Annotated in this window: 14 protein-coding genes; 9 read left to right on the top strand and 5 right to left on the bottom strand. The window is 53.9% G+C overall.

The features are described 5' to 3' along the window. Positions 1–75: 75 nt before the first annotated feature. Positions 76–669, bottom strand: a complete 594-nt coding sequence (gene yhgN, locus GBC03_02830; GenBank protein ID QFS69220.1) for an NAAT family transporter YhgN — start codon at positions 667–669, stop codon at positions 76–78. Positions 670–860: 191 nt separating this feature from the next. Between yhgN and asd the strand changes: the two genes are divergently transcribed. The 7 genes from asd to GBC03_02795 all read left to right on the top strand — a co-directional run bounded on the left by asd (position 861) and on the right by GBC03_02795 (position 12,494). Then, the gene (gene asd, locus GBC03_02825; GenBank protein ID QFS69219.1) at positions 861–1,967 is read left to right on the top strand and encodes an aspartate-semialdehyde dehydrogenase; all 1,107 of its coding nucleotides are present in this window, start codon (positions 861–863) and stop codon (positions 1,965–1,967) included. 272 nt (positions 1,968–2,239) lie between these two features. Further along, positions 2,240–4,426 (top strand): 1,4-alpha-glucan branching enzyme, encoded by a 2,187-nt coding sequence (glgB, locus tag GBC03_02820; protein QFS69218.1) that lies wholly within the window; start codon positions 2,240–2,242, stop codon positions 4,424–4,426. Beyond that, positions 4,423–6,396: a glycogen debranching protein GlgX gene (gene glgX / locus GBC03_02815; protein QFS69217.1), complete on the top strand. Its 1,974-nt coding sequence runs from the start codon at positions 4,423–4,425 to the stop codon at positions 6,394–6,396. The genes glgB and glgX overlap by 4 nt, the downstream gene beginning before the upstream one ends. A gap of 17 nt (positions 6,397–6,413) precedes the next feature. Next, the gene (gene glgC / locus GBC03_02810) at positions 6,414–7,706 is read left to right on the top strand and encodes a glucose-1-phosphate adenylyltransferase (protein ID QFS69216.1); all 1,293 of its coding nucleotides are present in this window, start codon (positions 6,414–6,416) and stop codon (positions 7,704–7,706) included. Positions 7,707–7,708: 2 nt separating this feature from the next. After that, positions 7,709–9,142, top strand: coding sequence for a glycogen synthase GlgA (glgA, locus tag GBC03_02805; GenBank protein ID QFS69215.1), 1,434 nt, complete (start codon positions 7,709–7,711; stop codon positions 9,140–9,142). 19 nt (positions 9,143–9,161) lie between these two features. After that, complete coding sequence (locus GBC03_02800) at positions 9,162–11,609, top strand: glycogen phosphorylase (protein QFS69214.1); 2,448 nt, start codon at positions 9,162–9,164, stop codon at positions 11,607–11,609. 129 nt (positions 11,610–11,738) lie between these two features. Further along, the gene (locus GBC03_02795; protein ID QFS69213.1) at positions 11,739–12,494 is read left to right on the top strand and encodes a helix-turn-helix domain-containing protein; all 756 of its coding nucleotides are present in this window, start codon (positions 11,739–11,741) and stop codon (positions 12,492–12,494) included. 54 nt (positions 12,495–12,548) lie between these two features. Here GBC03_02795 and GBC03_02790 read toward each other — a convergent pair whose 3' ends face one another. Genes GBC03_02790 through GBC03_02780 form a run of 3 tightly spaced genes read right to left on the bottom strand, consistent with a single transcriptional unit; the run spans position 12,549 to position 16,551 of the window. Further along, entirely contained in the window at positions 12,549–13,454 is a 906-nt protein-coding gene (locus tag GBC03_02790) for a dihydrodipicolinate synthase family protein (protein ID QFS73894.1), read from the bottom strand. 53 nt (positions 13,455–13,507) lie between these two features. Then, positions 13,508–15,223 carry a dihydroxy-acid dehydratase gene (locus GBC03_02785; GenBank protein ID QFS69212.1) on the bottom strand — a complete coding sequence of 572 codons (1,716 nt, stop codon included), beginning with the start codon at positions 15,221–15,223 and terminating at the stop codon, positions 13,508–13,510. Next, positions 15,220–16,551, bottom strand: a complete 1,332-nt coding sequence (locus GBC03_02780) for an MFS transporter (GenBank protein ID QFS69211.1) — start codon at positions 16,549–16,551, stop codon at positions 15,220–15,222. Before GBC03_02780 ends, GBC03_02785 begins: the two co-directional genes overlap by 4 nt. A gap of 336 nt (positions 16,552–16,887) precedes the next feature. On the opposite strand from GBC03_02780, the gene GBC03_02775 reads away from it, so the two are divergent. Next, positions 16,888–17,997: an iron-containing alcohol dehydrogenase gene (locus GBC03_02775; GenBank protein QFS69210.1), complete on the top strand. Its 1,110-nt coding sequence runs from the start codon at positions 16,888–16,890 to the stop codon at positions 17,995–17,997. Positions 17,998–18,044: 47 nt separating this feature from the next. Here GBC03_02775 and GBC03_02770 read toward each other — a convergent pair whose 3' ends face one another. Beyond that, positions 18,045–19,553, bottom strand: coding sequence for a glycerol-3-phosphate dehydrogenase (locus tag GBC03_02770; GenBank protein QFS69209.1), 1,509 nt, complete (start codon positions 19,551–19,553; stop codon positions 18,045–18,047). A 197-nt stretch (positions 19,554–19,750) separates the two neighbouring features. Here GBC03_02770 and glpE point away from each other — a divergent pair, with 197 nt between their 5' ends. Further along, positions 19,751–20,077 carry a thiosulfate sulfurtransferase GlpE gene (gene glpE / locus GBC03_02765; GenBank protein ID QFS69208.1) on the top strand — a complete coding sequence of 109 codons (327 nt, stop codon included), beginning with the start codon at positions 19,751–19,753 and terminating at the stop codon, positions 20,075–20,077. Positions 20,078–20,087 lie beyond the last annotated feature (10 nt).

Here is a 20,087-nt window from a genome sequence, read left to right as displayed (position 1 = left end):
TGCGCTTACCCGACCTACAAAAACCGCAAATACCAGGCCCGGTAAGCATAAAAGCGACCGGGCTTTTTTACGCTTTTATCCCTTCATCCACATCCGAATACCGTCCAGGAACATCTGGGTCGCCATCATCACCAGAATCAATCCCATCAGGCGCTCCAGCGCGTTCACCCCTTTCTCACCCAGCAGACGCAGAAACAGCGACGACTGCAGCAGGATCGCAAAGGTCCCGCCCCAGGCCAACAGCAGGGCAATCACCAGATGTCCCATCTGATTCGGATACTGATGTGATAACAGCATCAGCGTGGCCAAAATGGTTGGACCGGCCACTAACGGGATCGCCAGCGGGACAATAAAGGGCTCTTCACCTGCCGGAAGTCCGGCACTGTTTCCGGTGGCGCTGGGGAAAATCATCTTGATGGCGATCAGAAACAGGATAATGCCCCCGGATATTGAAACCGTTTCGGCTCGCAAATTAAGAAATGCGAGAATTTTCTCGCCCGCAAAGAGGAAGATCAGCATCAGCAACAGCGCAATGAAAAGCTCGCGCACCATTATCGCCCGACGCCGTTTCGGCTCGGTATGTTTCAGTACGGACATGAAAATGGGCAAGTTACCGAGCGGATCCATAATCAGGATCAATAAAACGGCTGCAGAAATGATTTCATTCATAACTCAAATTCCCTGATAATTGCCCTGGACTTTCTGCTCGCTTAAGCAGCGGGATAAGTCGCATTACTGATGGCATCGCTATCATTGATTAAATTCACTTGCGACTTTGGCTGCTTTTTGTATGGTGAAGGATGAGCCAGTAGGACACTGGTCAGCATACACAGCACACATCTTTGCAGGAAAAAAACGCTATGAAAAATGTTGGTTTTATCGGCTGGCGCGGTATGGTCGGCTCTGTTCTCATGCAACGCATGGTTGAAGAGCGCGACTTCGACGCCATTCGCCCTGTTTTCTTTTCAACTTCCCAGCTTGGGCAGGCAGCGCCGACGTTCGGCGGCACCTCGACCGGCACACTTCAGGACGCTTTCGATCTGGACGCGCTGAAAGCGCTCGATATCATCGTGACCTGTCAGGGCGGCGATTATACCAACGAAATCTATCCAAAGCTTCGTGAAAGCGGATGGCAGGGTTACTGGATTGACGCCGCCTCTTCATTGCGCATGAAAGATGACGCGATCATCATTCTCGACCCGGTAAACCAGGATGTCATTACCAACGGCCTGAACAAAGGGATTAAAACCTTTGTTGGCGGTAACTGTACCGTCAGCCTGATGCTGATGTCGCTGGGTGGCCTGTTTGCTCACGACCTGGTGGACTGGGTGTCGGTTGCGACCTACCAGGCGGCCTCCGGCGGCGGCGCGCGTCATATGCGCGAACTGCTCAACCAGATGGGCCAGCTGCATAGCTATGTGGCTGATGAACTGGCAACCCCTTCTTCCGCCATCCTCGATATCGAACGCAAAGTCACCCAACTGACCCGTAGCGGCGAATTGCCGGTGGATAACTTTGGTGTCCCGCTGGCGGGCAGTCTGATTCCGTGGATCGACAAACAGCTTGATAACGGCCAGAGCCGCGAAGAGTGGAAAGGCCAGGCGGAAACCAACAAGATCCTCGACACCGCGTCAGTCATCCCGGTAGATGGTCTGTGCGTGCGCGTCGGCGCGCTGCGCTGCCACAGTCAGGCGTTCACCATTAAGCTGAAAAAAGATGTTTCCATTCCGACCGTGGAAGAACTGCTGTCGGCTCACAATCCGTGGGCGAAAGTGGTGCCAAACGATCGGGATATCACTATGCGTGAGTTAACCCCAGCGGCCGTTACCGGTACGTTGACCACGCCGGTTGGCCGTCTGCGTAAGCTGAATATGGGACCGGAGTTCCTGTCAGCCTTTACGGTAGGCGACCAACTGCTATGGGGGGCAGCAGAGCCGTTGCGCCGCATGTTACGGCATCTGGCGTAACCGCGTTTGTTTATATTCAAGGGGTGCTGAGTCACCCCTTTTTATGCGTAAAAAAGGAGTAAACGCAGATGTATTATCTTTATGCAGGAGTTAATTAAAGTGTTGGCTATTCTTTAAGGGTGTCCTGATCGCAGTATCAGGGCTTTACCTGAAGGTAGGACGGGGCAGAGAGGATGCACAATTGTGCTGCGCCGTTCAGGTCAAAAAAAAAGTGTCACTGGCTGATGTCGAAAATCAGTTGGAGGAGTGACACCAAAAACAGGATGAAAACCATGTCCGATCGAATCGATAGAGACGTGATTAATGCGCTAATTGCAGGCCATTTTGCGGATCCTTTTTCCGTACTCGGTATGCACCAGACCTCTGCCGGACTTGAAGTCCGCGCACTTTTACCTGACGCCACTGAAGTGTGGGTGATTGAACCTAAAACCGGACGCAAAGTCGGCAAACTGGACTGCCTCGACACACGCGGTTTTTTCAGCGGTGTATTACCTCGCCGTAAAAATCCTTTTCGCTACCAACTCGCTGTTGTCTGGCATGGCCAGCAAAATCTGATTGATGATCCCTACCGTTTTGGCCCCCTGATTCAGGATATGGATGCCTGGCTGCTGTCTGAAGGCACCCATTTGCGTCCGTATGAAACCCTGGGGGCGCACGCGGACACGATGGATGGCGTCACGGGCACCCGTTTCTCCGTCTGGGCGCCGAACGCGCGTCGCGTTTCCGTGGTTGGGCAATTTAACTTCTGGGATGGTCGCCGTCATCCGATGCGTCTGCGCAAAGAAAGTGGCATCTGGGAACTGTTCATCCCCGGCGCGCAGCATGGTCAGCTCTACAAATATGAGATGATTGACGCCAACGGCAACCTGCGGGTTAAGGCCGACCCTTACGCCTTTGAAGCGCAGATGCGTCCGGAAACGGCCTCGCTCATTTGCGGTCTGCCCGAAAAAGTGGAACAAACCGAGGCGCGCAAAAAAGCCAACCAGTTCGACGCGCCAATCTCCATCTATGAAGTGCATCTGGGCTCGTGGCGTCGACATACCGACAATAATTTCTGGCTGAGCTACCGCGAACTCGCCGATCAGCTCATCCCGTATGTGAAATGGATGGGGTTCACCCATATCGAACTGATGCCGGTGAACGAGCATCCGTTTGACGGCAGTTGGGGCTACCAGCCTACCGGTCTTTATGCGCCAACGCGTCGTTTCGGCACGCGCGATGATTTCCGTTATTTCGTGAACGCCGCGCATCAGGCGGGTCTGAACGTGATCCTGGACTGGGTGCCGGGCCACTTCCCGTCAGATGATTTTGCGCTGGCCGAATTTGATGGCACCAAACTGTACGAACATAGCGACCCGCGCGAAGGGTATCACCAGGACTGGAATACGCTTATCTACAACTATGGTCGTCGTGAGGTCAGTAACTATCTGGTGGGTAACGCCCTGTACTGGATTGAACGCTTTGGTATTGACGCCCTGCGCGTGGATGCCGTGGCGTCGATGATCTATCGCGATTACAGTCGCAAAGAGGGCGAGTGGATCCCCAACGAATTTGGCGGCCGCGAAAACCTGGAAGCGATTGAATTTCTGCGCAACACCAACCGCATTCTCGGTGAGCAGGTGCCGGGAGCGGTGAGCATGGCGGAAGAGTCGACGGATTTCGCCGGCGTCTCTCGTCCTCAGGATATGGGCGGCCTGGGCTTCTGGTACAAGTGGAACCTCGGCTGGATGCACGACACCCTCGATTACATGAAGCTGGATCCGATTCATCGTCAGTATCATCAGGATAAGCTGACTTTCGGCATGCTCTACAACTACACCGAAAACTTTGTTCTGCCGTTGTCGCATGATGAAGTGGTACACGGTAAGAAATCGATCCTTGACCGTATGCCGGGCGACGCGTGGCAAAAATTTGCCAACCTGCGCGCCTATTACGGTTGGATGTGGGCCTTCCCGGGCAAGAAACTGCTGTTTATGGGCAACGAATTTGCTCAGGGACGCGAGTGGAACCATGATGCCAGCCTCGACTGGCACCTGCTTGAGGGCGGCGACAACTGGCACCACGGTGTACAGCGGCTGGTACGCGACCTCAACCAGACCTACCGTTACCACAAAGCGTTGCATGAACTCGACTTTGATTCCTACGGCTTTGAATGGCTGGTGGTGGATGATAACGAACGTTCGGTACTGGCGTTTGTCCGCCGCGACAAGGTCGGGAATGAAATTATCGTCGTCAGTAACTTCACGCCGGTGCCGCGTCACGGTTACCGCTTTGGCGTCAATCAGCCGGGTAAATGGCGCGAAATTCTCAATACCGATTCAATGCACTATCACGGCAGCAATGCCGGGAACGGCGGAGCGGTACATACCGATGAGATTTCCAGCCACGGACGCCCGCAATCGCTGAGTCTGACCTTGCCGCCGCTGTCGACAATCTGGCTGGTGCGGGAGGCGGAATGACGCAACTGGTTGCCGGCAACGCCACACCGCATGGCGCAACGTATGACGGACACGGCGTGAATTTCACGCTCTTTTCCGTGCATGCTGAGCGCGTTGAGCTGTGTGTGTTTGACGCGTCAGGCAATGAGCAGCGCTACGACCTGCCAGCGCGCACCGGGGATGTTTGGCACGGTTATCTGGCCGACGCCCGTCCCGGTCTGCGCTATGGCTACCGCGTGCATGGCCCGTGGCAGCCCGCGCAGGGGCACTGGTTTAATCCGGCGAAGCTGCTGATTGATCCCTGCGCGCGTCGCGTAGAGGGCGACCTGAAAGATGACCCGCTGATGCATGCGGGTTATGACCAGCCGGATCATCGCGATAACGCCACCATTGCGCCGAAGTGCGTGGTGACAGCCGATCGCTATGACTGGGAAGACGATGCCCCACCGCGCACGCCGTGGGGCAACACCGTGGTCTATGAAGCGCACGTCAAAGGATTAACCTGTCTGCATCCGCAGATCCCGCCGGAGATTCGCGGTACGTATAAAGCGCTCGGTCATCCGGTGATGACCAACTACCTGAAGCATTTGGGTATTACCGCGCTGGAACTGCTGCCCGTGGCGCATTTCGCCAGTGAACCGCGTTTACAACGGTTGGGGCTGTCGAACTACTGGGGCTACAACCCCGTCGCGCTGTTTGCGCTGCATCCGAGCTATGCCTGCTCGCCAGAGACGGCGCTGGACGAATTCCGCGATGCCGTTAAGGCGCTGCACAACGCGGGTATTGAGGTCATCCTCGACATTGTGCTCAATCACAGTGCTGAGCTGGATCTGGACGGACCGCTCATCTCCCTGCGCGGAATCGACAACCGTAGCTATTATTGGATCAGAGAGGATGGCGATTACCACAACTGGACCGGTTGCGGTAACACGCTCAATCTCAGCCATCCTGGCGTGGTGGAGTATGCCCTTGAATGCCTGCGTTACTGGGTCGAAACCTGCCACGTTGATGGTTTTCGATTTGACCTGGCATCGGTGATGGGGCGCACGCCGGCGTTTCGCCAGGATGCGCCGTTGTTTACCGCCATCAAACAGTGCCCGGTACTGTCCGCCGTTAAGCTTATCGCTGAACCGTGGGATATCGGGGCTGGCGGGTATCAGGTGGGGAATTTCCCCGCGCCGTTCGCTGAGTGGAACGATCATTTTCGCGATGCGTCACGCCGTTTCTGGCTACAGCGCAATCTGTCGCTTGGTGAGTTTGCCGGGCGCTTTGCGGCCTCCAGCGACGTGTTTAAGCGGGATGGGCGCAAACCTTCTGCTTCCGTCAATCTGGTCACCGCGCATGACGGTTTTACGCTCAGAGACTGCGTTTGCTTCAATCAGAAACACAATGAGGCAAACGGAGAGGAAAATCGGGACGGAACCGACAATAACCATAGCAATAATCATGGTAAAGAAGGATTAGGCGGCACTCTGGAGGTCGTCGAACGTCGACGCGACAGCATTCATGCGTTGCTGACGACGCTTTTACTTTCTCAGGGAACGCCAATGTTGCTGGCCGGTGATGAACATGGACACAGTCAGCATGGCAACAACAACGCCTACTGTCAGGACAATGCGTTGACCTGGCTGGACTGGTCACAGGCGAGCGGGGGATTAATCGATTTTACCGCTGCATTGATAAAACTGCGCCAGCAAATCCCGGCGCTGGTGGGAGACCATTGGTGGGAAGAGGGAGATGGCAACGTGCGCTGGCTTAACCGCCACGCACAACCATTGAGTGCGGATGAGTGGCAACACGGGCCAATGCAGATGCAAATCCTGCTGTCGGACCGTTTTCTTATTGCTATCAATGCCGCGCTTGATACCGCTGAAATTGTTTTACCTGAAGGGGAATGGCGTGCTGTTCCCCCCTTTGCCGGAGTGGATAATCCGGTAATTACGGCTGTCTGGCCGGGACCTGCGCACGGACTGTGTGTGTTCCAGAGATGATCAAAAAGGAGTTAGTCATGGTGAGTTTAGAGAAGAATGACCGTTTAATGTTGGCGCGCCAGTTGCCGTTGAAATCTGTTGCCCTGATTCTGGCTGGAGGACGTGGCACCCGTCTGAAAGATTTAACCAACAAGCGCGCAAAACCGGCCGTTCACTTTGGTGGTAAGTTTCGTATTATCGATTTTGCGTTATCCAACTGTATTAACTCCGGGATCCGCCGTATTGGCGTCATCACGCAATATCAGTCTCATACTCTGGTACAGCATATTCAGCGTGGTTGGTCGTTCTTCAGCGAGGAGATGAATGAATTCGTCGATTTGCTGCCTGCCCAGCAGAGAATGCAGGGCGAAAACTGGTATCGCGGCACGGCAGATGCGGTGACGCAAAACCTCGATATCATCCGTCGTTATAAGGCGGAATATGTGGTGATCCTGGCGGGTGACCATATCTATAAGCAAGACTATTCGCGCATGCTGATCGACCACGTAGAGAAAGGCGCGCGCTGCACCGTGGCCTGTATGCCGGTGCCGATCGAAGAGGCCAGCGCGTTCGGCGTAATGGCGGTCGATGAAAACGAGAAGATCATTGAATTCGTGGAGAAACCGGCCAACCCACCCGCAATGCCAGGCGATGCCACGAAATCCCTCGCCAGTATGGGGATCTACATTTTTGATGCCGATTACCTCTATGAGTTGCTGGAAAAGGATGACGGCGACGACGGCTCCAGCCATGACTTCGGCAAAGATATCATTCCGACCATCACCAAAGCTGGCATGGCTTATGCACATCCCTTCCCATTGTCCTGCGTCCAGTCGGATCCTGAGTCCGAGCCGTACTGGCGTGATGTCGGAACGCTGGAAGCGTACTGGAAAGCGAACCTCGATCTGGCATCCGTGACCCCAGAACTGGATATGTACGATCAGAACTGGCCGATTCGCACCCACATGGAATCGCTTCCGCCGGCAAAATTTGTGCAGGACCGCTCGGGCAGCCACGGCATGACGCTGAACTCGCTGGTTTCTGGCGGCTGTATTATTTCCGGTTCAGTGGTCGTGCAGTCCGTTCTGTTCCCGCGCGTGCGGGTGAATTCATTCTGTAATATTGATTCGGCAGTGTTGTTACCTGAAGTCTGGGTCGGCCGCTCATGTCGCCTGCGTCGCTGTATTATCGATCGCGCCTGCGTTATCCCTGAAGGCATGGTGATTGGTGAAAATGCGGAAGAAGATGCCCGTCGCTTCTATCGTTCCGAGGAAGGCATTGTGCTGGTGACGCGCGAAATGCTGCGCAAACTGCAGGTCAAACAGGAGTGAGAATGCAGGTTTTACATGTATGTTCGGAAATGTTTCCCCTGTTGAAGACAGGGGGTCTGGCAGATGTGATTGGCGCGTTGCCGGCAGCGCAAATCGCGGATGGTGTGGATGCCCGCGTTCTGCTGCCCGCGTTCCCCGACATTCGTCGGGGCATCACGGATGCGCAAGTGGTCAGTCGCCGCGACACCTTCGCGGGCAGGATTAGCCTGCTGTTTGGTCATTACAACGGTGTGGGCATTTACCTGATTGATGCCCCGCATCTCTACGATCGTCCGGGGAGTCCGTATCACGATACGAACCTGTTTGCCTACTCCGATAACGTGCTGCGTTTTGCACTGTTGGGATGGGTTGGATGTGAAATGGCCTGTGGGCTTGATCCATTCTGGCGCCCGGATGTGGTGCACGCGCACGACTGGCATGCCGGCCTGGCGCCTGCGTATCTGGCCGCGCGTGGACGTCCGGCGAAATCGGTATTTACCGTGCACAACCTGGCGTATCAGGGCATGTTTTATGCACAGCATATGAATGACATCCAACTGCCATGGTCGTTCTTTAACATGCATGGTCTGGAGTTTAACGGTCAGATTTCATTCCTGAAGGCCGGCCTGTACTACGCCGACCATATTACGGCGGTCAGCCCAACCTACGCGCGGGAGATCACCGAGCCGCAGTTTGCCTACGGTATGGAAGGACTGCTGCAGCAGCGCCATCGTGAAGGGCGTCTTTCCGGCGTTCTGAACGGGGTTGACGAGAAAATCTGGAGTCCGGAGACGGATCTCTTGCTGGCGTCACGCTATACGCGTGATTCACTGGAAGAGAAGGCGGAAAACAAACGCCAGTTGCAGATAGCGATGGGACTGAAGGTGAATGACAAGGTTCCGTTGTTTGCCGTCGTCAGCCGCCTGACCAGCCAGAAGGGGCTGGATCTGGTGTTGGAGGCGCTGCCGGGACTTCTGGAGCAGGGCGGACAACTGGCGCTGCTGGGGGCGGGCGATCCGGTGCTGCAGGAAGGTTTCCTTGCTGCCGCCGCGGAATATCCTGGTCAGGTTGGCGTACAGATTGGCTATCACGAAGCGTTTTCGCACCGCATTATGGGCGGCGCGGACGTTATTCTGGTGCCGAGTCGCTTTGAGCCGTGCGGCTTAACGCAACTCTACGGACTGAAGTACGGCACGCTGCCGCTGGTACGGCGCACCGGTGGACTGGCTGACACGGTGTCCGACAGTTCGCTGGAAAACCTTGCCGATGGCATCGCCAGCGGGTTTGTGTTTGAGGACAGCAACGCCTGGTCTCTGCTGCGGGCCATCCGCCGCGCATTCGTGCTGTGGTCTCGACCTTCGCTCTGGCGGTTTGTGCAACGGCAAGCGATGGCGATGGATTTTAGCTGGCAAGTCGCGGCGAAGTCATACCGCGAGCTTTACTATCGCTTGAAATAGATATTCAGGAATCATCATTATGAATGCTCCATTTACCTATGCATCGCCGACTCTGAGCGTAGAAGCGCTTAAGCACTCTATTGCTTACAAGCTGATGTTCACGATTGGTAAAGACCCGGTTATTGCCAATAAACATGAATGGCTGAACGCGACGCTGTTTGCGGTGCGCGATCGTCTTGTGGAGCGCTGGCTGCGTTCTAACCGTGCCCAACTGTCACAGGAAACGCGCCAGGTTTATTACCTGTCGATGGAGTTCCTGATTGGGCGTACCCTTTCCAATGCGCTGTTATCCTTAGGGATTTATGACGATGTCCAGGGCGCACTGGAAGCGATGGGGTTAGATCTTGAAGAGCTCATCGATGAAGAAAACGATCCGGGTCTCGGTAACGGTGGCCTCGGGCGACTGGCGGCCTGTTTCCTCGATTCGCTGGCAACCTTAGGGCTGCCGGGGCGCGGCTACGGCATCCGCTACGACTACGGGATGTTCAAGCAGAACATTGTCGATGGACGACAGAAAGAGTCTCCCGATTACTGGCTGGAATATGGCAACCCGTGGGAATTTAAACGCCATAACACGCGGTACAAAGTCCGCTTTGGCGGGCGTATTCAGCAGGAAGGCAAGAAAACGCGCTGGCTTGAAACCGAAGAGATCCTCGCGGTTGCGTACGATCAGATTATCCCCGGTTATGATACCGACGCTACCAACACGTTGCGTCTGTGGAATGCGCAGGCCAGTAGCGAAATCAACCTCGGTAAATTCAACCAGGGGGATTACTTCGCCGCAGTGGAAGATAAAAACCACTCTGAGAACGTGTCGCGCGTACTGTATCCGGATGACTCCACCTACTCCGGGCGCGAACTGCGTCTGCGTCAGGAGTATTTCCTGGTCTCCTCTACGATACAGGATATCCTGAGCCGTCACTATCAGCTGCACAAAACCTACGACAACCTCGCGGATAAGATTGCCATTCACCTGAATGATACACACCCGGTGCTGTCAATTCCGGAACTGATGCGACTGTTGATCGATGAGCATCAGTTCACCTGGGACGACGCGTTTGAAGTGTGCTGTCAGGTCTTTTCCTACACCAACCACACGCTGATGAGCGAAGCGCTGGAAACCTGGCCGGTGGATATGCTGGGTAAAATACTGCCGCGCCACCTGCAGATCATCTTTGAAATTAACGACTACTTCCTGAAAACGTTGCAGGAGCAGTATCCGAACGATACTGGTCTGCTGGGACGGGCGTCGATTATTGACGAGTCCAACGGTCGTCGCGTGCGTATGGCGTGGCTGGCGGTCGTGGTGAGTCATAAGGTGAACGGTGTTTCCGAATTGCACTCTAACCTGATGGTTCAGTCGCTGTTCGCGGATTTTGCGACCATCTTCCCGACCCGTTTCTGCAACGTGACGAATGGTGTGACGCCGCGCCGCTGGCTGGCGCTGGCGAACCCGCCGCTTTCCGGGGTTCTGGACGAGAACATTGGCCGTACATGGCGTACCGATCTGAGCCAACTGCATGAACTCGAACAGCACTGCGATTTCCCGCTGGTCAATCATGCGGTACGTCAGGCGAAGCTGGAAAACAAAAAGCGGCTGGCAAACTATATTGCGCAGCAACTCAACGTGGTGGTGAATCCGAAATCGCTGTTTGATGTCCAGATCAAGCGCATTCATGAGTACAAGCGTCAGTTAATGAATGTGCTGCACGTGATTACGCGCTACAACCGCATTAAGGCCAATCCTGATGCGCAGTGGGTGCCGCGGGTGAATATTTTTGCCGGTAAGGCCGCATCGGCCTATTACATGGCGAAGCACATCATTCACCTGATTAATGACGTTGCGAAGGTCATCAATAACGATCCGCAGATTGGCGATAAGCTGAAGATCGTGTTTATCCCCAACTACAGCGTGAGCCTGGCGCAGTTGATCATTCCGGCGGCGGATTTGTCCGAGCAGATTTCACTGGCGGGGACGGAAGCCTCCGGCACCAGCAACATGAAGTTTGCGCTGAACGGTGCATTGACTATCGGTACGCTGGACGGGGCGAACGTGGAGATGCTGGAACACGTTGGCGAAGAGAACATCTTTATCTTTGGTAACACGGCGGAAGAGGTCGAAGAACTGCGCAGGCAGGGCTATAAGCCGCGTGAGTATTACGAAAAAGATGAGGAACTGCATCAGGTGCTGACGCAAATCGGCAGCGGCATGTTCAGTCCACAAGAGCCTGGACGCTATCGTGATTTGGTGGACTCGCTGATCAACTTTGGTGACCACTATCAGGTGCTGGCGGACTACCGCAGCTATGTTGATTGTCAGGACAAGGTGGACGAGTTGTATGGTCGCCCGGAAGAGTGGACCGCCAAAGCGATGCTCAATATCGCCAACATGGGCTATTTCTCCTCTGACAGGACCATCAAGGAGTATGCTGACACCATCTGGCATATTGATCCGGTGCGGTTGTAAGTTGTCACGTTAACAAAAGGAGCCCCCGGGCTCCTTTTTTGTGCGCGGTGATGGCGCATTGATATGGAATAATAACCGTCTGCTGGTGTATAGTGTCCGAGGAATTAATTATAATTAATTGATAAATTTATGAAAAAAATCACAACATCGATTCCCGCCCTCGACAAAATTATGCGCGTCTTCGCTTATCTGATGGAATGTGATGGCGCAACGTTCACGCAGATTCATCAGAATTCAGGGATCGCAAAAAGTAGCACCTCCTCTTTACTGACGGGCATGGTTGCGCATGGCTTATTGCGTCAGGAAAAAGACAAATACTATTTGGGGTTACGTCTCTACGAATTAGGGAATAAAGCCGCACAACAGTACGATATTAAAAAAATAGCGTTGCCGGTGCTGGAAGAAATTCGCGATGCGACAGGCTTAACCTGTCATCTTGGCGTGCTCGAGGGCGACTCCCCCATTTATCTTCTCAAGCTCGAAAGCCCACAGGCGATTGTGATACGCAGTTGGGAAGGTAAGCGCCTTTCGCTGCATAGTTCCGGTCTGGGGAAAGTGCTGATTGCCTGGCTTAATTCGGAGGACCTGGATGAACTGCTGCCGCCCGATCAGGTTCTGACGCGCTATACCGAAACGACGATTACCGATGTGAATATCCTGAAGCAGGAATTAGCCGGGATCCGTCAGCGTGGCTGGGGCTATGATAACGAAGAAGATTCTTTGGGCGTGCGTTGCATCGCTGTACCCATATTTAATGCCGAAGGAAAGGTAGTGGCGGCATTGAGCGTATCCGGTGTGGCGTTCCAGATCCCGGATGAAAAACGAGAAGCGCTTGCCACACAAATGATGGATGCCAGTCGTCGCCTGTCGTCGATGCTGCGCTAGTCTTTTCGCCGGGATGGGGAAAGAAAAGGCGGGCGTTAAGCCCGCTGATCAGGGTTACAATCCGGCGCGCTGTAAAACCTTTTTCAGACTGGCGATGTGGGCCTCATTTGCCGGCTGCACCGGCGGCATGACCTCTACCGGGATATCAATGCCGCTGAGCTGAATGGCTTTTTTGATAATCCCGAAGAAAGGGGTATCCAGACTGTAAATGGTTGATAACGCGGAGAGTCTGCGTTGCAGGTGGAACAGGGTCTCATACTCTTTTTCGCACCAGGCGCGATAAATTCCGCAGGTTAATTGTGGAGCAAAGTTAGCCGTCGCCGGGATCCCGCCATTTCCCCCCATAATCAACGTGTCCATCATATATTCATCGTAACCAGAGAAAATAACAAAGTCAGGGCGAACCGGTCGTACGGTATTGATGATTTCGCGAATATGACTAATGTTATCCACCGTATCTTTTATGCCAATGATATTGGGAATGTCATGCGCCAGTCGGGTAATTAAATCAATACTGAGATCCTGGCCGGTGAGCGCCGGAAAGTTATAGAGAATAACCGGCGTTTTGATGCTTTCTGCAACGGTTTTGAAATGATGATAAATATAATCATCGGTCAGCCTGGCATAATAAGGATTAAGGACCAGGACGGCATCCACTTCCAGACGATCGGCATGCAGACCGTAATCAATAACGTCTTGCGTGCAGGTACTGCTGATCCCTAACAGCACGGGAATTCGATGATTGATATGTTTAACACAAAACTCGGCGGCTTCCAGACGCTGCTCTTTTGTCATGTGGCAGAACTCACCGCCGCTGCCAAGCAATAACACGCCGTTCACCTGGTTTGCAATAAGGTGGTCGAGTAAGGTTGCCATCCCTTTTTTATCTAGCTCTCCCTGCGCATTAACAATGGTGGGAACTGGCGGAAAGACACCGTTGAATTTTTCTGTTTGCATAATGAGTTTATCCTTAAAAGCAGGTGGGCTGGCAATCATGCCGCCCACCAGGGACGTTATTTAATCCAGGCTCCCGCCATTAATGAGGTTGCGTTGGTCGTAAATTGCTTAAAGACGCCGCGTCGGTTTGAATAATCCGGTTTCGTCCAGTTTTCCCGACGGCGTTCAAGACAGTGCTGAATTTCTTCTTCCGTTTTGTACTCTCCGTGAATGCCAACAATGTTGAGCTTGCGTCCTTTGACGTCCATTTCGATGAGGTCACCGTCTTCGACAAGTGCAATAGGACCGCCATCGGCCGCTTCCGGAGAAACATGGCCGACGCAAGGACCGCTGGTTGCGCCGGAGAAACGACCATCGGTAATCAGGGCGACTTTGCCATCAAGACGTTTGTCATAAACAATCGCGTCTGTGGTCATGAGCATTTCCGGTGCTCCCGAACCTTTAGCCCCTTCATAACGAATAAAAATGACATCACCTGGTTCGATGTGGTTATGAATAATGGCTTGCTGGGCATCCTCTTCCGAATTGAAGACGCGTGCAGGGCCGATATGGTGGTGCATATCTGGCGCACAGGCGGCGTATTTGATAACCGCGCCTTCCGGCGCGATATTGCCTTTTAGCACGGCAATCGACCCTTTCTTGGTCGCGTTTTCCGGTTTACGGATCACCTCTTCCGGGCTGACCCGATAATTACTCAGATAGCCGTGGTTGCGGGTAAAGAAACCGGACTGATGGAGCATCTCCAGGTTTTCACCCAGCGTCCGGCCTGTCACCGTCAGGACATCCAGATCCAGATAGTCGCGTAGATACCATTGCACCATCGGCACGCCGCCCGCGAACCACATCATTTCTGTGACGTACTGGCCGCTGGGTTGAATATTGGTGAGGTAAGGGATCTCATTGTTTATCTGGTCAAACAGTTCAGGTTTCAGCTCCCAACCCAGTTCATGGGCGATTGCCGGGAGATGGATCATGGCGTTGGTACTCCCGCCGATGGCGGCATGGACCTTAATGGCGTTTTCAAAGGCGGCAGGGGTGAGAATCTTATGCGTCGTGATATTTTTCTCTGCCAGGTATAACGCCTGATGACCGGCGCTCCGTGCGATGCGACGAATTTCCGCCAGCGTGGAGGGCAGTAACGCGCTTCCCGGTAAGGCAAGGCCCAGCGCTTCAGACATGCACTGCATCGTGCTGGCGGTGCCCATAAACTGGCAGGCGCCTGCCGTTGGGCAACCGCACTGCTGCATGGCCTCTACCTGCTGAATGCCTATCTCGCCTTTCTTGAGTTTGGCGGTAATACCACCGAGATCGGACGTACTCATATTCGGCGCCGGACGCATTGAGCCGCCGGGAATATGCAGCATCGGTAGATTCAGGCGCGCCGCGGCGATCAAATGCGCCGGGATCGATTTATCACAGCTAGAAATCAGGATACCGGCATCGTAAGGCACGACGGAGGCATGAATTTCGACCATGTTCGCGATAGCCTCGCGGGAGGCTAAAATATAGTTCATCCCATCATGGCCCTGGCCCCAGCCATCACAAATATCGGTCACGTGATGACGAACGGCACGACCGCCGCTTTCGTGAATGCCTAAAACGGCTTCATCGCCCAGATGATTTAGATGAAAGCTACCGGGATGACTTTCGCCATAGCAGTCATCCACCAGAACCTGCAGTTTATTGACATCTTCTTTGGTGTAATTCATCCCCAGACGCAGGGCGTCCAGTTGTGACCACAGGTCACGGGCGTGTTGGCATTTCTGACTCATTTGGCGATTCCTTCTTGTTTGAGCGACGTCTCAGGCGCCGATGCATGATGAGGACTGCTACTGCCTGCTGGACGGGCGGTAACCGACGGTAGGCTGAACAGCAGCGCGACAGCGATGAGGAGTGCGGCTACCAGCACCGTCATCCCCGCCGTTTGGGAGAACGTGACGGTTAACAAGCCCACCAGATAAGGGCCAATAAAGCCGCCGATGTTGCCTAATGCGTTGATGGTGCCGCGTACGCCGCCCAGCACGTTGGGGGCGAAGAGTAATGGCGGCAATGTCCAGAACGGTCCCGCATAGGCCTGCAGGAAGAAGCCGCAGATGACCATCATGCCGTACGCCAGCCAGACGTTATCTTTCAATAGCAGGGAGAGCGCGAGGCAGGCGGCAAAGCCCAGCAATGGGATTGCCGTGTAGAGGCGGCGATTCATGGTTTTGTCACACCATTTGGCAATGTAGTACTGGCCGACGATGCACAAAATGTACGGTGCCGCAGTCAGTAAGCCGACGATAGTCATTCCGCTGCCGGTCAGGTGTTTAATCAGGTTTGGCATCCAGAGGGCGAAGCCGTAGAAACCAACCTGCACGAAGAAATAGATGCCGATCAGCTTCCATAAGTTAATGCTGCTCAGGACATTGCGGATACTGCTTGCCTCGCCCCCGATCGTCAGCGCGCGATCGGCCTGCAATTTCTGTTCGATCCAGGCGCGCTCTTTAGGATCCAGCCATTTGGCCTGATGAGGATGGTCAGAGACCAACGGCAGCCAGACGAACAGCAGACCGAGTGAGAGTAACCCCTCGATGACGAACATTTCTCGCCAGCCATAGGTTTCGATAAGCCAACCAGAAAGCGGTCCGGTGATGATCGACGCCACGGCAAGGTTCATCTGGAAATAGGCAATCGCCCTTGCGCGCTCTTCATTGGGGAACCAGTGACCAATCAACGCCAGGATAGCGGGATAGACCGCACCCTCAGCGACGCCAAGGATAAAGCGGATAATCAGCAACTGGGTAGGGGTCTGGACGAAGCCGGTCAGCAGCGCGAAGCCGCCCCATGCGACGATAGTCCAGGCGATCAATTTCTTGGCGCTTAATCGTTCCGCGATTTGACCGCCGGGGATTTGCAAAAAGATATAACCAATAAAGAAAATGCCAGCGACCAGACCGGCAAACGAAGCGGTCATTCCCAGGTCTTCTTCCATTCCCCCCGCAATCCCAATCGCGATGTTCGTCCTGTCCATGTAAGCCACGATATAAACGAGGATGGTGGCTGGAATGATGTGTAGCCAGCGTCCTCGCGTAGTCGGTTTATCGAGTTCAATGCTCATTAGCGCATCCCTTAATAGTAGAGGTAATTTGTTCTGTATATAGAACTATTGTTCTGTATACAAATACTATGAGGGATAAATTTTGAGCGTCAATTCCATATTGTCAGCAAGGTTATGTTTTGTGATTTGCTTCATATCCTGTTGCAAAAACCGCAGAAACGCGTTCCCTTGCTAAAAACAGGCCAGTTTTCCGGGGAAGCATCAAAACTGTGTCACTCTTCACAGGATGAAGCTTTCTACTGATTTGTAGGTTGTGTGCGCCAGAGAACTTGCAATAAATTCCATATAAAGAATCAACGTTCCGTATATTGAACTTTAATGGTAAGGAGAATTTGAATGGTCACAACGGCAATATTTCCGTCTCGCTATGTTCAGGGAAAGGGCGCATTGACAACGCATCTGCCTCAGGAGCTTGCCTCTTTAGGGCATAAAGCGCTTATTTTACAAGACCCTGTGGTTTACGAGAGATATCAGGATACGCTCGCGTCGGCACTTCACGGCGTGGTTGATTTTGAAATTGAGGTTTTCAATAGCGAATGCAGCGATGAAGAGATCGCCAGAATTTCTGCGCGTGCGCAGCAAGTCGGGGCAGATGTTATTGTGGGTATGGGCGGGGGTAAAACATTAGACACCGCCAAAGCGACAGGGGCAAGTTTGCGTCTTCCTATTGCCGTCGTTCCCACGCTTGCCTCAACGGATGCCCCCTGCAGCTCATTAGTCGTCATCTATACACAGGAAGGTCAATTCAAACGCTATCTGATGATCCCCCGTAATCCCACGTTGGTGTTGGTGGACAGCGCCATTATCGCCGCCGCGCCGGTGCGTTTCTTAATCTCCGGAATGGGGGATGCGTTGGCGACCTGGTTTGAAGCCGAGGATTGTCGGATAAAAGGGGCCGGGAATATGACAACCCGTCCAGGCCCCATGACGGCTTTTGAGCTGGCCCGCTTCTGTTACAACACGCTGATGCGCTATGGTCGTTCGGCAAAGCTGGCCTGTGAGCAGCACCAGGTTACGCCAGCGCTGGAACATGTGATTGAAGCCAATACGCTGTTATCCGGGCTCGGTTTTGAAAGTGGAGGACTGGCGGCAGCGCATGCTATTCATAATGGTTTAACCGTACTTCCCGCAACACATCAGTACTGGCACGGTGAAAAAGTGGCCTTTGGTACGCTGGCAATGCTGGTGTTAACCGACAGGGCTCCTGAACTTGTCGAAGAGGTCTATCAGTTCTGTGAGGACGTGGGGCTACCGATAACGCTGGCAGATATTGGTCTGGCTGACGTCAACGATAAAGAGCTACTGGCAGTGGCACAGGCAGCCTGTCAGGTGGGAGAAACGATGCATAATGAACCCTGCGAAATTACGCCTGAAGCGGTACTTGCTGCATTACGAACGGCAGATGCGCTTGGACAAGCGCGGAAGCGGAAAATGAAGTCACTCTGAAAGTAATAAAACGCCCGGTAGCGCGTGTCTATCGGGCGTAATGTCATTTAAGACGCCAGTGAAAGCTGATGTTTCTCGACGTACTCCGCCAGCCACTGGGTCATGCGGGACTGCTGTTCGGCGTTGAGCCACATGCCTTCTTTCGTACGGCGCCACAGCGCATCATCCGCGCGGCGAACCCATTCGTGGTCCACCAGATATTTCAGTTCTGCTTCGTAGAATTCATGACCGAAGTCTTCGCCCAGGTCTGCGACCGTTGTCGCTTCACCGAGGATCCACTCCGTGTTGCTGCCGTAGGTACGCGAGTAGTGGCGCGCCAGTGATTCCGTCAGGAACGGATAGCGACGGCGCAGTTTTGCCGCGTAGTCTTCGCGATCGCCACCGATTTCACCGCCTGGCAGCACGCAGTCTTTGGTCCATGCCGGGCCAATGCCCTGATAGTACGACGACAGTTTCTCCATCGCGTGCTCGGCGAGCTTACGGTAGGTGGTCAGCTTACCGCCGAAGACGGAAAGCAGCGGCGCTTTGCCGTTTTCATCATGAATATCCAGCGTGTAGTCACGGGTGATGGCCTGCGGCGAATCCGACTCGTCGTCGCACAGCGGACGCACGCCGGAATAGGTCCAGACGATATCGTCGCGACCGAGCGGTTTCTTAAAGTGCGCGTTGTACACTTTGAGCAGGTAATTGATTTCACTTTCGTCAATTTTCACCGCTTTCGGGTCGCCTTTGTACTCGACGTCGGTGGTGCCGATGATCGAGAATTCATCCATCCACGGAATGACAAACACAATGCGCTTATCTTCGTTTTGCAGGATATAAGCCTGTTTCTGGGTGTGGACGCGCGGCACCACAATGTGGCTGCCTTTGATCAGGCGAATACCGTACGGTGAAGGCAGATGCATGCCTTCGTCGAAAAATTCTTTCACCCACGGACCGGTGGCATTGACCAGTCCCCGTGCCTGCCAGGTGAATTTCTTACCGGTATCGATATCTTCGGCTTCGACTACCCACAGACCGTTTTCGCGACGTGCAGAGGTTGCCCGAGTGCGGGTTAACACTTCCCCACCTTTACGCACCACCATCTGAGCATTGGCCAGTACCAGACGCGCATCGTCTACCCAGCAGTCAGAATATTCGAAACCGCGCACGATCTCGGGTTTCAGTACGGACTCTGCGCCAAAACGCAAACCGGAAGAACCCGGCAAACTGGTGCGTTTGCCCAGATGATCGTACATAAACAGACCAATGCGAATCATCCATGCCGGACGCAGGTGCGGACGATGCGGCAGACGAAAGCGCATCGGGAAGGCGATGTGCGGTGCCATTTTCAGCAGCACTTCGCGCTCAGCCAGCGCTTCGCTCACCAGCCGAAATTCGTAGTGTTCCAGGTAGCGCAGGCCACCGTGGATGAGTTTAGAACTGGCAGAGGAGGTTGCGCACGCAAGATCCTGCGCTTCCAGCATCAGCACGGATAAACCGCGTCCAGCGGCATCTGCCGCGATACCGGCACCGTTGATGCCTCCCCCTATCACAATCAGATCTTTGGTTTCCATGCTGCCCTCGTGCACTTTCGTTATAGCTCATAAATGTTCGTTATCGAGCATAATAGCAAAGAAACGCGCCATTGGTAACATCGAATAAACAATTTACAGTGATACATATAACATTATGGCGTTTCACTCCCGTGGGGACGTAAACTAGGGGGCAACATGCCGAAAACGTCTCACCTGCACTATAAAGAAGAGAATGTATGGAACAGTTTGAATGTATTAATGTTGAAGAAGCGCACCAGAAGCTGCATCGGGGCGCGGCGGTACTGGTGGATATCCGCGATCCGCAAAGTTTTGCAATGGGTCATACTCCCCAGGCATTTCATCTGACGAACGACACGCTGGGTTCATTTATGCGCGATCATGACTTCGATACGGTGGTCATGGTCATGTGCTACCACGGCAACAGCAGCAAAGGCGCGGCGCAATATTTGCTCCAGCAGGGCTATGACGCGGTCTACAGCATAGATGGCGGATTTGACGCCTGGCATCGTCATTTTCCCGCAGAGGTGGCATACGGCTCGTAAGCCTTTATAC

The sequence above is a fragment of the Citrobacter telavivensis genome, from assembly GCA_009363175.1.
Classification (GTDB): Bacteria; Pseudomonadota; Gammaproteobacteria; order Enterobacterales; family Enterobacteriaceae; genus Citrobacter_A; species Citrobacter_A telavivensis.
This window is presented reverse-complemented; position numbering and strand designations above follow the sequence as displayed.